The organism is Streptomyces sp. NPDC059816, assembly GCF_042732055.1.
In the GTDB taxonomy this organism is placed as follows: domain Bacteria; phylum Actinomycetota; class Actinomycetes; order Streptomycetales; family Streptomycetaceae; genus Streptomyces.
This window is the reverse complement of sequence record NZ_JBHWIQ010000007.1, coordinates 293826-308787: the sequence shown is the minus strand read 5'-3', so window position 1 is coordinate 308787 and position 14962 is coordinate 293826. Positions and strand designations below refer to the sequence as shown.

8 protein-coding genes are annotated in these 14962 nt (G+C 68.5%); 5 read left to right on the top strand and 3 right to left on the bottom strand.

Annotated elements, in window-relative coordinates; genetic code table 11:
- Positions 1-45: 45 nt before the first annotated feature.
- A complete protein-coding gene (locus ACFV88_RS12730; protein WP_385489380.1) occupies positions 46-1611 on the bottom strand; it encodes a glycosyltransferase family 87 protein in 1566 nt (521 codons plus the stop codon).
- A 164-nt stretch (positions 1612-1775) separates the two neighbouring features.
- A complete protein-coding gene (locus tag ACFV88_RS12725) occupies positions 1776-4631 on the bottom strand; it encodes a transglycosylase domain-containing protein (RefSeq protein WP_385489378.1) in 2856 nt (951 codons plus the stop codon).
- 394 nt (positions 4632-5025) lie between these two features.
- Between ACFV88_RS12725 and ACFV88_RS12720 the strand changes: the two genes are divergently transcribed.
- The 3 genes from ACFV88_RS12720 to ACFV88_RS12710 all read left to right on the top strand — a co-directional run bounded on the left by ACFV88_RS12720 (position 5026) and on the right by ACFV88_RS12710 (position 8237).
- On the top strand, positions 5026-5736 hold the full coding sequence (locus tag ACFV88_RS12720) for a PadR family transcriptional regulator (protein WP_385489376.1): 711 nt from the start codon (positions 5026-5028) through the stop codon (positions 5734-5736).
- A 44-nt stretch (positions 5737-5780) separates the two neighbouring features.
- Entirely contained in the window at positions 5781-6863 is a 1083-nt protein-coding gene (locus tag ACFV88_RS12715; RefSeq protein WP_385489373.1) for an inositol-3-phosphate synthase, read from the top strand.
- 75 nt (positions 6864-6938) lie between these two features.
- Complete coding sequence (locus ACFV88_RS12710; protein WP_385489370.1) at positions 6939-8237, top strand: MFS transporter; 1299 nt, start codon at positions 6939-6941, stop codon at positions 8235-8237.
- 88 nt (positions 8238-8325) lie between these two features.
- Here the strand turns inward: ACFV88_RS12710 and ACFV88_RS12705 are convergent, their stop codons facing one another.
- Positions 8326-9819, bottom strand: a complete 1494-nt coding sequence (locus tag ACFV88_RS12705; protein WP_385489367.1) for a CCA tRNA nucleotidyltransferase — start codon at positions 9817-9819, stop codon at positions 8326-8328.
- A 322-nt stretch (positions 9820-10141) separates the two neighbouring features.
- Between ACFV88_RS12705 and ACFV88_RS12700 the strand changes: the two genes are divergently transcribed.
- Positions 10142-12562, top strand: coding sequence for a DUF6049 family protein (locus ACFV88_RS12700; protein ID WP_385489365.1), 2421 nt, complete (start codon positions 10142-10144; stop codon positions 12560-12562).
- 47 nt (positions 12563-12609) lie between these two features.
- Positions 12610-14862, top strand: coding sequence for a murein biosynthesis integral membrane protein MurJ (murJ, locus tag ACFV88_RS12695; protein ID WP_385489362.1), 2253 nt, complete (start codon positions 12610-12612; stop codon positions 14860-14862).
- Positions 14863-14962: the final 100 nt, after the last annotated feature.

The following is a 14962-nucleotide window of genomic DNA, read 5'->3' as shown; positions in this document are numbered from 1 at the left end:
CACGATCAGATCGTGTGCCGCCCTCACCCGTACCGCGCCCCTCGACTACGTTCGCTCAGAGCGAACACCCTTCGGGCCGTAGTCCTCGTCCTTCCGGTCCACGGGCCGCCCCCAGCCGACCCGGACCTCCCCCGCCGGCTCGGCACGGCTGCCCCAGCGCGCCCGGGAGCCGATCGTGAAGACATCGGGCGCCCGGTCCAGCACCCCGCCCGAGGGATCGTCGTCGCCACTGCGGCGCACCACGTCCCGTTCCGGCAGCAGGATGTCGCGCACGACCACGGCGCACAGGTACAGCGTCCCGATCAGGTGCGCGCTGATGGCGAGGTGGTACCCGTCCGGCGGCAGTCCGCGGTGGGCGTCGCCGCTGGTCGTGTAGGCGAGGTACATCCAGATGCCGAGGAAGTACGCCACCTCGCACGCCTGCCAGATCAGGAAGTCCCGCCAGCGCGGCCGGGCGAGCACGGCCAGGGGCACCAGCCACAGCACGTACTGGGGGGAGTACACCTTGTTGGTGAGGATGAACGCGGCGACGACGAGGAAGGCGAGTTGCGCGAGTCGGGGGCGCCGGGGAGCCATGAGGACGAGCGGGATCATCGCCAGGCAGATGATGATCATCAGGAACATGCCGTAGTTGTTGGCGCTCTCCGGGGTGATGTGCACATTCATCCGCTGCGAGATCATCAGCCAGATGGATCCGAAGTCGATGCCCCGCTCACGGCTGAACGAATAGAACTTCGCCCACCCCTCGGGTGCCATCGCCATCACGGGGACGTTCACCAGCAACCAGGCTCCGACCGCACCGAAGAACGCCGTCCCGAACTCGCGCCACTTGCCCGCCCGCCAACAGAGCAGGAACAGGGGGCCGAGCACCAGGAACGGGTAGAACTTCGCAGCGGTCGCCAGCCCCAGCAACACGCCGAAGGCGAGCGGGCGTCCACGGGACCACATCAGGAGGGCCGCAGAGAGCAGGGCCACGGCGAACAGGTCCCAGTTGATGGTGGCGGTGAGGGCGAATGCAGGCGCCAGGGCCACCAGCAGGCCGTCCCAGGGGCGGCGGCGGTGGGTACGGGCCACACACACCGCGATGACCACCGCGCACACCATCAACATGCCGGCATTGGCGAACCAGTAGATCTGCTGCTGGTGCTGGAGGGTGCCGCTGCCCGGGGTGAGCCACGCGGCGACTTCCATGAAGACACCGGTGAGCACGGGGTACTCCAGGTACTCCATGTCCCCGGGCAGCCGGTCGAAATAGGGGATCAGACCGTCGGCGAAGCCCCGCCCCGAGTACAGGTGCGGGATGTCCGAGTAGCAGGCGTGGGTGTACTGGGAGCTGGCGCCGAAGAACCAGGCGCCGTCGTAACACGGGAACTTCTGCACCATGCCGAGGGCGAACATCCCGATCATCACGAGCGCGATGACGCGCACCGGCGTCCACCAGTTGGCCCCGACCAACGCTCGCCGGCCCAGAGGGCCTCCGATCAGATCGCTGCCGACCGCGGCGATCTTGTCCTCCCGGGTCGGCGCGACCACATCCGTCCGCGACCGGGGCGCCGGGTCCGGCTGATGGACTTCGGGCGGAGTCGTCTCTGCACTGGGCATGGCGAACATCCTGCCGTACGAAGCCGGGGGAGTCCGAAGCAGAGCGAGGGCCGCCGCACGAGAAGTGCGACGGCCCTCGTTTCACGTGAAACATCGGACACGCTCAGTGAGCGATCAAGCAGCTGGGCACCGGGCCCTCAGCGGGGAGCCCCGCCCCCTTGAATTCGCCCCGGTCAGGGGCTACCCGTGCCTCCGAAGCCTCCGACCGCGCCCGCATTGCCCCCGGTGGGATTGCCTCCGTTGGCGCCACCATTCCCGCTACCACTCCCGCTGCCGTTCCCACTGCCGTTCCCGTTTCCGCCCGGCTGGCCCGGTGAGGCAGAGCCGGTCGGGGTCGAGCCGCCGTTCGCATCTCCACCGTTCGCGGCGCCTCCATCGGCGGCCCCGCCGTTCGCAGCCCCGCCGTTCGCGGCGCCTCCATCAGCGGCCCCGCCGTTCGCGGCACCCCCGTCGGCAGCTCCACCGTTCGCAGCCCCGCCGTTGTTGTTGCAGTCCCAGTCCCACTCACCGCAGGTGCTGCTCGGGGTCGTCGGCGTGGTCGGCGGCTCCTCTTCCTCTTCCTCTTCTTCCTTCTCCGTTGTCGGAGGCGTGGTCGGCTCCTTCGTCTCCTTCTCGACCTCTTCGGTGGCCGAAGGGGTGGCGGAGGGGGAGGGGGACTTGTTGAAGACCTTGCCGACGATCTCGCCGGGCTCGGGGAAGGGCTCGTGCTTCGAGTTCTTGAGCGCCTCGGACATGTAGTCCTCCCAGAGCTGCGCCGGGATGTCACCACCATGGATGGACGGCACGCCACCGGTGCCGTTCATGGAGAGCAGCTTCCCTTCCTTGGGGTCGGTCCGGAAGAGGGTGACCGAGGTGGAGAGCTCACGGGTGTAGCCGACGAACCAGGCGGACTTGTTCTTGTCGGTGGTACCCGTCTTGCCGGCCACGGGGAAGCCGATGTCCTTGATCCTCTCGGCCGTACCGTTCTGGACCACGTTCTCCAGCACCTTGGTCACGGTGTCCGCGACGGGGGCGTCCAAGGCCCTGCGCTCCTTGGGCGGCTTGAAGCCGGGCATCGGCTCGCCCTTGCGTTCCACCTTGGTCACCGAGTACGGGTCGTACTGCCTGCCCGAGTTGGCGAAGACCGCGTACGAGTCGGCCATCCGGATCGCGCTCGGGGTCGAGGTGCCCAGGGAGAACGAGGCGTTGTTCAGGTTCCCCTTGTCGAAGCTCTCATCCAGGATGCCCAGCTTCTTGGTGGTCGTCCGGGTGTTGGCGAGGCCGACGTCGATGCCGAGCTGGACGAAGGGGGTGTTGATGGATTCCTCCATCGCGAAGTCCAGGGTCACGTCACCCCACATCTTGGTGCCCTCGTTCTTCTGGCGGAAGGGCCGGCCCTTGGCGTCCTTGATGGGGTTGCCGTCCTTGTCGTTGATCACGAGAAGGTCGTCGCCGTTGTACTTCGTCTCCGGAGAGAGGGCCTCTCCCCCGCTCGCGTAGGTGCCGTGTTCCATCGCGGCGGCCAGCACGAAGGGCTTCCAGGTGGAGCCGACGGGGACACCGCTGGTGTTGGCGTTGTTGGTGTAGTGGCCTTCGTCGTAGCCCTCACCGCCGTACAGCGCCACGATCGCACCGTTCTTCGGGTCCACGGAGGCGGCCCCGAACTGGACCCACTCGTCCTTCTTCCGCTGCTTCGGCTTGAGGAAGCCCTTCTTGGTCTCCTCCACCGCCTTCTCCAGCTGACGGACCTTGTTCTTGTCGAACGTGGTGTGGATCCGGTAGCCGCCCTTTTCGAGCTCTTCGGGCTTCATTCCGGTCTTCTTCGCGACGTAGTCCTTGGCGACGTCGACCAGGTAGCCCGTCTGTCCACCGAGCGAGGAGGTCTGCTTCACCAGCTCCGGGAACTTGGTGTACTTCTTCCGCTCCTCCGCGGTCAGGGAGCCCACCTCGACCCGGCGGTCCAGGATCCACCGCCACCGCTTCTCGGCCCGCTCGCGGTTGGCCTCGGGCGTCGCGGCGGCCCCCACCCCGCCGTCGGGGTTGTAGAGGTTGGGGCCCTTCAGTAGCCCGGCGAGGAAGGCGGACTGCTCGACGGTCAGATCGTCGGAGTCACGACCGAAGTACGCCTGCGCGGCGGCCTGGATGCCGTACGCGTTGCGACCGTAGAAGGCGGTGTTGAGGTACCCGGCGAGGATCTCGTCCTTGCTGAGCTTGGTGTCGACCTTGACCGAGATGAAGAGTTCCTTGACCTTGCGACTGACCGTCTGGTCCTGGGTGAGGAACGAGTTCTTCACGTACTGCTGGGTGATCGTCGAGCCGCCCTGGGTCTCACCACCCGTGGCCATGTTGAACACGGCGCGGCCGATACCCATCGGGTCCACGCCCCGGTCCTTGCGGAAGGTGGCGTTCTCGGCCGCGATGACTGCTTCCTGCATCGAGGTGGAGATCTTGTGGATCTTGACGATCTGGCGGTTCTTCTCCCCCCCCGTGGAGGCCATCTGAGAACCGTCCGACCAGAGGAAGACATTGCTCTCGGCCTCTGCGGCGGCGTGCGCGTCCGGCACGCCCACCGCGGTGTATGCAATGGCCGAGGCGCCCATCAACAGGCCGATGAACCCGACGAAGGTACCGGCGACCAATCGCCAGGAGGGCACCCAACGCCGCCAGCCGTACTTCCCCGACCGCGGATAGTCGATGAATCGCTTCTTGGGGGGCGGGCCACCGCGGCCCCGGCCGCGACCCGGGCCACTGCCCCCACCGGGACCGCCCGTTCTGCGGCCACCGCCACCGGCGCCGCCCGGGCCCGCCCCGTCCGCCCCTCTACGGCGGGCGCCCCCGGACCGTTGAGAGGCGCGCCGGGCGTCCGCCCGGCCTCCGTAGGGGCGTTCCTCCGCGGCAGGCTCCCCCGGGGGGGAGCCATGGGAAGCGGACGGAGACGCAGCTTCGCTGGGCGGGGCCGCACGACGCCCCGTTGATCCGGACGTGCCGCGCCGTGCCGCGGCGCGTCCGCCGCTCTGCGGCTGCGGCGGTTTCCGACGGTGCTCGCTCATCGAACGACTACTCCTAGGGCAGGCGCTCCCGCGCCTGGAAACGGCGGCTGTCTTCCAGTTCCCCCCGACATACGGATGCGGCACCGCTCGACACCCATCCGCAATGCGTCCGGGACAGCCGCGCCCTCGGGCGTCGCTCGGCATCCCCTGAACTGCATGCCGCACAGACTACGCACCGTCAAAACCCGCCTAGCCCCGAAGTTCACCCCAAATCAGGCAACTTGCTTCGCACGAATCAGTGATGTGACGCCGTTCACCATGCTCCCTCTTGTCGCATGCGGATGGCCGTTCTATCGTCGTGATGTATCGACTCGATACATCAGCTCGACATAAAGACCGTGTCGGGGCCCGATCCCAGCGGATGGCCACGGCGAACGACAAGGAGGAGGCGGCAGTGAGCCGACGCTCCGGCATCCTTGAGTTCGCCGTCCTCGGCCTGCTGCGTGAGGCCCCCATGCACGGCTATGAGCTGCGGAAACGACTGAACACGTCGCTGGGGGTGTTCCGCGCCTTCAGCTACGGTTCGCTCTACCCCTGCCTCAAGACGCTCGTTGCCAACGGGTGGTTGATCGAGGAGTCCGGAGGGACCTCCGAAGACGCCCTTGCGGCACCACTGGCCGGGCGCCGCGCAAAGATCGTCTACCGACTGACCGCGGAAGGTAAGGAGCACTTCGAGGACCTGCTCTCCCAGACGGGTCCCGATGCCTACGAGGACGAGCACTTCGCGGCTCGCTTCGCCTTCTTCGGACAGACTTCGAGGGATGTACGCATGCGCGTACTGGAAGGGCGTCGTAGCCGGCTGGAGGAGCGTCTGGAGAAGATGCGCGCCTCCCTGGCACGCACCCGGGAGCGCCTCGACGACTACACCCTCGAACTTCAGCGCCACGGAATGGAGTCCGTGGAGCGGGAAGTGCGCTGGCTGAACGAGCTGATCGAGAGCGAGCGGGCGGGACGGGAGCAGCGGCAACAGCCGCCCGCTCCGACCCCGGACGGGGATCCCGCCCGGCACCGACCGGCTCAGCAGGACACATCAGGGAAAGCGGGCGGCCTGCCCCGGCACGGGGACACCTCCCGGCCGGATCCGTCCGATGACACCGCCACGTGAAGTCCACTCAGGGCTTCACCGAGTACACACAGGGAGCAACCGGAATGGGTTCGGTTCGCGTAGCCATCGTCGGCGTGGGCAACTGCGCCGCCTCGCTGGTGCAGGGCGTCGAGTACTACAAGGACGCCGACCCGGCGTCCAAGGTCCCGGGCCTCATGCACGTGCAGTTCGGGGAGTACCACGTCCGTGACGTGGAGTTCGTTGCCGCCTTCGACGTCGACGCCAAGAAGGTCGGCCTCGACCTCGCGGACGCCATCGGAGCCAGCGAGAACAACACCATCAAGATCTGCGACGTGCCGTCGTCCGGTGTGACGGTCCAGCGCGGCCACACCCTCGACGGTCTCGGCAAGTACTACCGCGAGACCATCGAGGAGTCCCCCGAGGCCCCGGTGGACGTCGTCCAGATCCTCAAGGACAGGCAGGTCGACGTTCTCGTCTGCTACCTGCCCGTCGGTTCCGAGGACGCGGCGAAGTTCTACGCCCAGTGCGCCATCGACGCCAAGGTCGGCTTCGTCAACGCCCTCCCGGTCTTCATCGCCGGCACCAAGGAGTGGGCGGACAAGTTCACCGAGGCCGGTGTGCCGATCGTCGGCGACGACATCAAGTCGCAGGTCGGTGCGACCATCACGCACCGCGTGATGGCGAAGCTGTTCGAGGACCGGGGCGTCCTCCTGGACCGCACGATGCAGCTCAACGTCGGCGGCAACATGGACTTCAAGAACATGCTGGAGCGCGACCGGCTGGAGTCCAAGAAGATCTCCAAGACGCAGGCCGTCACCTCGCAGATCCCCGACCGGGACCTCGGCGAGAAGAACGTCCACATCGGCCCGTCCGACTACGTCGCATGGCTCGACGACCGCAAGTGGGCCTACGTCCGCCTTGAGGGCCGCGCCTTCGGTGACGTTCCGCTGAACCTTGAGTACAAGCTTGAGGTCTGGGACTCCCCGAACTCCGCTGGTGTCATCATCGACGCGCTGCGCGCCGCGAAGATCGCCAAGGACCGTGGCATCGGTGGCCCGATCCTCTCCGCCAGCAGCTACTTCATGAAGTCCCCGCCGGTCCAGTACTTCGACGACGAGGCCCGGGAGAGCGTGGAGAAGTTCATCAAGGGTGACATCGAGCGCTGAACCTGCACAACGCGCTGATGTAGGAGGTCCCCGGGTCGTGTGCCCGGGGACCTTCGCCTATGTGAGGGTGGGGCCATGGCTGTCGTACGGGATCTGCGTGTCCTCCTGCGCTTCCAGGGATTCCGACGTCTCCTCTCCGTGCGGCTCCTCTCCCAGGGCGCCGACGGGGTGTACCAGGTCGCCCTGGCCACCTATGTGGTCTTCTCACCCGAGAAGCAGACGTCCGCCGCAGCCATCGCCTCGGCCATGGCGGTCCTGTTGCTGCCGTACTCCCTCGTCGGACCGTTCGCCGGCGTGCTGCTGGACCGCTGGCCGCGGCGCCAGGTGTTCCTCTACGGCAGTCTGCTCCGTGCGGCGCTCGCCGCGGTGACCGCCGTGCTGATCCTCGGCAATGTGCCGGACTGGCTCTTCTACGCCTCCGCCCTGTGCGTCACCGCCATCAATCGATTCGTCCTCGCCGGACTGTCGGCGGCCCTGCCCCGCGTGGTGGACGATGAGCGACTGGTGATCGCGAACTCGTTGTCGCCGACCGCGGGCACCCTGGCCGCCACCGTGGGAGGCGGCCTCGCCTTCGGAGTGCGCCTGGTCTTCGACGACTCCGACACCGCCGTCGTCGTACTCGGTGCCGTCCTCTATCTGGGCGCCGCACTCGCTGCCCTACGGATCGGGCTCCAGGCGCTCGGCCCGGACTCCACCGACCGGCATCCACGGCTGGGGGCCCAGGTCCTCGGGACGGCACGCGAGTTGGTTGCCGGGGTGCGGCATCTGGGGGAGCCACCGCGCCGCGGTGCGGTCCGGGCCTTGGGCGCCATGACGCTGATGCGGTTCTGCTACGGAGCCCTGACCGTCATGGTGCTGATGCTGTGCCGGTACGCCTGGTCCTCCGGCGACGACTCCTCGGAGCGCGGGCTCGCCCTCCTCGGACTCGCGGTGGGGGTGTCCGGGGCCGGCTTCCTCGTCGCCGCCCTGATCACTCCCTGGGCCGTGGGGCGCCTGGGACCCTATGGATGGATCACGACATGTGCGGGGTCGGTAGCCCTCCTGGCACCGGCCCTGACCCTGCCGTTCACTCCGGCGCCGATCCTCGTCGCTGCTTTCTTCATCGGAGTGACCACCCAGGGAGCCAAGATCGCCACGGACACCGTGGTGCAGTCGTCCGTCGAGGACGGATTCCGCGGCCGGATCTTCTCCGTCTACGACGTGCTGTTCAATGTCGCCTTCGTCGGAGCTGCCGGAGTGGCCGCACTGATGCTCCCCCCGGACGGCCGCTCCGTGGCCCTGGTGATCACCGTGACGGTCATCTATGCGGCGGTCGCGCTTCTGATGGCGCGGTACCGCCATCAGCCCCACCCCGCGCCCACCGCGGGATCATGAGTGCGGGATCGGTGTTTCACGTGAAACACCGATCCCGCATTCGTACGCGTCCGGGTCATGTTTCACGTGAAACATGACCGTCCGAAGGTCAGCCCTGGGACTGGGCGGCCCACCACTCCTTCAGTGCGGCCACCGCGGCATCCCGCTCCAGGGGGCCGTTCTCCAGCCTCAGCTCCAGCAGATGGGCGTACGCACGGCCGATCGCCGGGCCCGGCCCCACTCCGAGGATCTGCATGATCTCGTTCCCGTCGAGATCCGGGCGGATGGCGTCCAGCTCTTCCTGCTCCTGGAGTCGCGTGATGCGCTCTTCCAGCCCGTCGTACGCCCGGGAGAGAGCGGATGCCTTGCGCTTGTTCCGGGTCGTGCAGTCCGAACGGGTCAGCTTGTGCAGTCGCTCCAGCAAGGGGCCGGCATCCCGCACATAACGACGGACAGCGGAATCGGTCCACTCACCGGTGCCGTATCCATGGAAGCGGAGATGCAGCTCGACCAACTGCGAGACGTCCTTGACCAAGTCATTGGAGTACTTGAGAGCCGTCATCCGCTTCTTGGTCATCTTCGCCCCGACCACCTCGTGGTGGTGGAAGGAGACCCGGCCGTCGTCCTCGAACCGACGGGTCCTGGGCTTGCCGATGTCATGCAGCAGCGCCGCCAACCGCAGAACGAGGTCGGGCCCCTCCTGCTCCAGAGCCATCGCCTGCTCCAGCACGATCAGCGTGTGCTCATAGACGTCCTTGTGCCGGTGATGCTCGTCCCGCTCCAACCGGAGCGCCGGCAGTTCGGGAAGGACCCGCTCGGCGATCCCGGTCTCGACCAGCAGGGTGAGGCCCTTGCGGGGGTGCGCGGAAAGGATCAGCTTGTTCAGCTCGTCCCGGACCCGCTCCGCCGAGACGATCCCGATCCGGTCGGCCATCTCCGTCATCGCCACGACCACGTCCGGGGCGACCTCGAAGTCCAGCTGCGCCGCGAACCGAGCCGCGCGCATCATCCGCAGTGGATCGTCGGAGAAGGACTCCTCGGGTGTGCCGGGCGTGCGCAACACACGGCCCGCGAGGTCTCCCAGTCCGCCGTACGGGTCGACGAACTCCTTCTCGGGCAGGGCGACCGCCATCGCATTGACCGTGAAGTCACGGCGGACGAGATCGTCCTCGATGGAGTCGCCGTACGACACCTCGGGCTTGCGGGAGGTGCGGTCGTACGCCTCCGAGCGATAGGTCGTGATCTCGATCTGGAATCGCTGGACGGCCGTCTCACCCGGTGCCGCCGCGTTCTCCACCTCGGCGTCCTTCTGGCAGCCGACCGTGCCGAAGGCGATGCCCACCTCCCAGACCGAGTCCGCCCAGGGCCGCACGATCTTCAGCACGTCCGCGGGACGGGCGTCGGTGGTGAAGTCCAGGTCATTGCCGAGGCGACCGAGCAGCGCGTCGCGGACCGAGCCGCCGACCAGGGCGAGGGAGAACCCTGCCTGCTGGAATCGGCGGGCCAGCTCGTCCGCGACGGGGGAGACCCGCAGCAGCTCACTGACCGCGCGGTGCTGCGCCTGGCTCAGGGCGCTGAGGTTGTCTTCGTTGGCGTTCGGCACAACAGGAAAGGGTACGTGCCCCGAGGGTGGACGAGCGCCCCCATAAACACGAAGGCGGCCCCACTCGGTCTCCCTCCGAACACTGCCCACAAGATGACTCATCCCATGATGACCAGGTAAAGCCGCACTCATCAGGTGATGCTCGGACAAGGGGTACGCCACGGCCGCTCGGCCCCGCCGCGCCCGTCCCGGAGCGGGGCCCTCATGATCGTTGGGCAAACGATCTGTCGTGGACCGCGGCACTTGTACGCAGCGCGCATCGTTACCATGCGTGGACGCACTTCTGGACGACCACTGACGACGACGAGGGACGGGCGAGCGCGTGGCCGAGGCGGCAGACTTCACGGGGACCACTCCCTCACCTGCCCGCCGGTGGCTCCGGCGCACCGGAGCCCTGGCCGTTTCCCTACCGCTGCTCGCCTCCGCGGTCCTGGTCTCCGCCCCCACGGCGCAGGCCGAGGCCGCCGGGTCGGCGCCGCAGAGCTCCACCCCCCAGGGGGTCCCGCAAGCCTCCGCGGACAAGGGCGTGGTCGACGTCTCCTTGGACACGCTGACCCCGACGGCACCGGACGAGAACGACACGCTGACCGTCCGCGGCACCGTCACCAACACCAGCAAGCAAACGATCACCGATGGGCAGGTCGACCTGCTGGTCGGCCGGGCGCTGCACACCCGCAGCTCCCTCGACGCCGCCGATCGACGCACCAAGCACGTCCCCGGGGTGGACGGCGCCCCCGTGGGCGGGACGTACGTCCAGGAGGTCGAGAAGCTCGCTCCCGGACGCACCCAGGACTTCAGCATCTCGGTGCCGGTGAAGGAACTGGACCTCGGCTCCGACGGGGTCTACCAGCTGGGCGTCACGCTGACCGGGCAGACCCCGACCCAGCGCTACGACCAGGTGTTCGGCATCGAGCGCGCCTTCCTGCCGTGGCAGCCCAAGGGTTCCGACGCCAAGACGAAGACGACCTTCCTGTGGCCGCTGATCTCGTCGACGCACCTCACCGCCGAGACCGGGTCCAACGAACAGCAGACCCGCGTGTTCGAGGACGACAGCCTCGCCAAGGAGATCGGACCGGGCGGCAGGCTCCAGCAGATGCTGGCCCTCGGGACCGCCCTGGACGTGACCTGGGTCATCGATCCGGATCTCCTGGCTTCCGTCCACGCGATGGCCGACGGCTACCGGATCAAGGACGGCAGCAGGACCGTCGCGGGGAAGAACCGCGCCGTCGCCGGTCAGTGGCTCACCGACCTCCAGAAGGCCGTCCAGGACAAGACCGTGGTGGCGCTGCCCTTCGCCGACCCCGACCTCGCCTCCCTCGCCCACCGGGGCAAGAACGTCTCCGGCTCACTGAGTCACCTCAAGGACGCCACCGACGTGGCCGCGCTGACCGTCGAGTCGACCCTGCACGTGAAGCCCGTCACCGATTTCGCCTGGCCGGCCGAGGGCGCCATCGATCCGTCGATCGTCGACGTGGCGACCTCCGCCGGGGCCGACACGGTGATCACCCGCAACGACAGCCTCCGGGAGACCGGCGGCCTCCCGTACACCCCGAGCGCCCCCCGGCCCATCGGCGGCGGCACCACGGCCGTGGTCGCCGACGCACGGCTGTCCAAGGCCTTCCAAGGGGATCTGACCCGCGCGGAGAGCTCCACCCTCGCGGTGCAGGAGTTCCTGGCCCAGAGCCTGATGATCACGCTCCAGGACCCGGGCGAGCCCCGGAGCATCGTGGTGGCGCCGCAGCGGATGCCGAGCACCAGCCAGGCCCAGTCCATGGCGAAGGCGATCCAGACGGTCCAGGAAGGCCGCTGGACCGACGCCCAGGACCTGACGGCCGCCGCGAAGGCGAAGCCGGACCCGGGAGCGACCACGCGCGTACCGTCCGGACGGTCCTACCCAGGGCACCTGCGCAAGCAGGAACTCGACGTCGCAGCCTTCGAGCTGGTCCAGAGCACGCAGCGCAAGCTCGACGACTTCAGCACGATCCTCACCGATCCCGACCGCGTCGTCACCCCGTTCGGCCGCGCCATCGACCGCGGCATGTCGACGTCCTGGCGGGGCCGGGCCGCCGAAGGGAACGCCTTCCGCAAGGGGGTGGAACGGCACCTGGCCGATCTGATGCGCAGCGTGCAGCTGATCGACAAGTCCGATGCCCAGCTCTCCGGCCGCAGCGCCACCATCCCGGTCACGGTGAAGAACAACCTGGTCCAGGGCGTCGACAACCTGAGACTACGACTGACCTCGACCAAGCCGAAGCGCCTCAAGATCGGCGACGAGGCGTACGGCGAGCAGACCATCAAGCTCGCCGGCGAACGCAGCCAGACGCTGAAGTTCGACACCAATGCCAACGCCAACGGCATCGTCGACGTGGAGGCGCAGCTCATCACCGAGGACGGGTCCCCGTACGGCGACAAGGTGCGCTTCCGGGTACAGGTCAACGAGGTGACACCGACGGTCATGCTGGTCATCGCCGGAGGGCTGCTCCTGCTGGTGCTCGCCGGATTCCGGATGTACCAGCAGCGCAAGCGGGTGACCGCCCGGCAGGCCGCGGAGGAAGCAGCTACCCCCGCCGCCGCCGACACGGATACCGCAGCGACGGACGCCGGCGAGGACGCGGCGACCTCCGAGGGCGAGTCCGCCGACGTCACCCGGGCTCCCGAACCCGAGCAGCCGAGTGACCCGACACCGGACACCGCTGCGGAAAGCACCGACCCGTCCGGCACGGGTGAGAGAGTGGACCGTTGAGCGATGTCGTGGCCGGTGGGCCCGGGGACGATGAGGTGGGGTAGACCATGAACGCGCCGTACGACGGTGACCGCGGCCAGGGCGCGGACGGCGATCCCTCCGCTCAGGGGTTCCCTCCGCACCCCTACGACCCGCACCAGACGCCGCAGCAGCCGGCCGCCGACATGTACGTTCAGGACGCCTACGCCCAGGACCCGTACCGGACGCAGGACCTCTCCGCGCAGGACCCGGTGACGGAGGCCCTGTACGACCGGTCCGCACACCCCCCACCACCACCGGGCACCTACCCGGACCCCAACCAGCTCTACGCCCCGCCCGCCGCTCAGTACGCCCCCGACCCCCGGCTGTGGGCGCAGCCCCCCGCTCCCGAGCCCGAGGGGCCCACACAGCACCTCCCGTACGGCGACGACGCCCGGACGACACAGTTCGTGGGGGTCGACGACCTGGTCACCCGGGCGAGCGAGCAGCGCCCGGAGCCGGACGCCTTCGCCCACCTCTTCCGTGACCAGCAGCAGGCCGGCGGCAGTGCGCGACCCGCCTACGAAACCGCCCCGCCCGCCGCGGGTGCGGCCTATGCGGCTCCCGTGCCGCCGGCCCCGCCCGTCGCCCCGGTACCGGCTCCGACCCCGGAACCCGCCGCCCCCGCCCCCGCGCCGGCACCCGCGCGCAAGGGACGCGGCTCCAGCGTGCTGAAGTCCAGCGCGCTGATGGCCTCCGGCACGATCGTGTCGCGGCTCACCGGGTTCGTCCGCACGGTGGTGATCACTGCGGCGCTCGGTGCGGCCTTCCTCGGGGACGCGTTCACCGTCGCCTACACGCTGCCCACGATGATCTACATCCTCAGCATCGGTGGCGGTCTCAACTCGGTGTTCGTGCCGCAGCTCGTCCGCGCCATGAAGGACGACGAGGACGGCGGCGAGGCGTACGCCAACCGACTGCTGACCCTCGTGATGGTCGTTCTCGGTGTCATCGTCGCACTGTCCGTCTTCGCCGCTCCGCTGCTCATCCAGTTGATGTCGGACCCGATCGCCGACGACAAGGCCGCGAACAGCGTCGCCGTCGCCTTCGCACGCTACTGCCTGCCGACGATCTTCTTCATGGGCGTGCACGTGGTGATGGGGCAGATCCTCAACGCCCGGGGCAGGTTCGGCGCGATGATGTGGACCCCGGTCCTGAACAACCTCGTCATGATCGCGACGTTCGGACTGTTCATCTGGGTGTACGGCACCTCCGCCGAATCCGGTATGCAGGTCGAGACGATCCCGGACGACGGAATCCGACTGCTCGGCATCGGCACCCTGCTCGGTCTGGTGGTCCAGTCCCTGGCGATGATCCCCTACCTGCGGGAAACCGGCTTCCGCTTCCGGCTCCGCTTCGACTGGAAGGGCCAGGGACTGGGCAAGGCGGTGAAGCTCGCCAAGTGGACGGTGCTCTTCGTCCTCGCCAACCAGGCCGGCGTCCTGGTGGTCACCCAGTTGGCGACCGCGGCGGGCAAGGAAGCGGACCAGGGGGGCGCGGGCCTCCTGGCCTACTCCAACGCCCAGCTCATCTGGGGCATGCCCCAGGCGATCATCACCGTGTCGGTGATGGCGGCACTGCTCCCCCGCATCTCGCGGGCGGCCCACGACAACGACCCGGGCGCGGTCCGTGACGACATCTCCAGCGGGCTGCGCACCTCGGCGGTCGCGATCGTGCCCGTGTCCTTCATGTTCGTCGCCCTCGGCGTCCCCATGTGCACCCTGCTCTTCGCGTCCACGGGAGCCGGACCGGCGCAGTCGATGGGCTACATCCTGATGGCGTTCGGCCTCGGGCTGATCCCCTTCTCCGTCCAGTACGTGGTGCTCCGCGGCTTCTACGCCTACGAGGACACCCGGACGCCCTTCTACAACACCGTCATCGTCGCCGCGGTGAACGCCACCGCGTCAGCGGCCTGCTACTTCCTCCTGCCGGCGCGCTGGGCCGTCGTCGGCATGGCCGCCTCGTACGGACTCGCCTACGCGGTCGGGGTCGGGGTGGCCTGGCGGCGGCTGCGGACACGGCTCGGGGGCGATCTGGACGGTTCCCAGGTGGTGCGGACCTACGCGCGACTGTCCATGGCCTCCATCCCCGCCGCCCTCGTCGGTGGAGCGGTCGGCTACGGAGTCACCCGGGTGTTCGGCCAGGGCGCACTCGGCTCGGCCGCCGCCCTCGTCACCGGCGGAATCGCCCTGCTGGGCGTCTTCTACGTGGCGGCCCGCAGGATGCGCATCGAGGAGTTGAACTCGATGGTCGGCATGGTGCGGGGACGTCTGGGACGCTGAGAACGGGGCAGTCGCACAACCATCGGCGGCCATCGCGTGTCGTGCATAGCACCGGACTGTGGGCACAATTGGCACGGGCGTCGAGAGCGCAACGACTGGG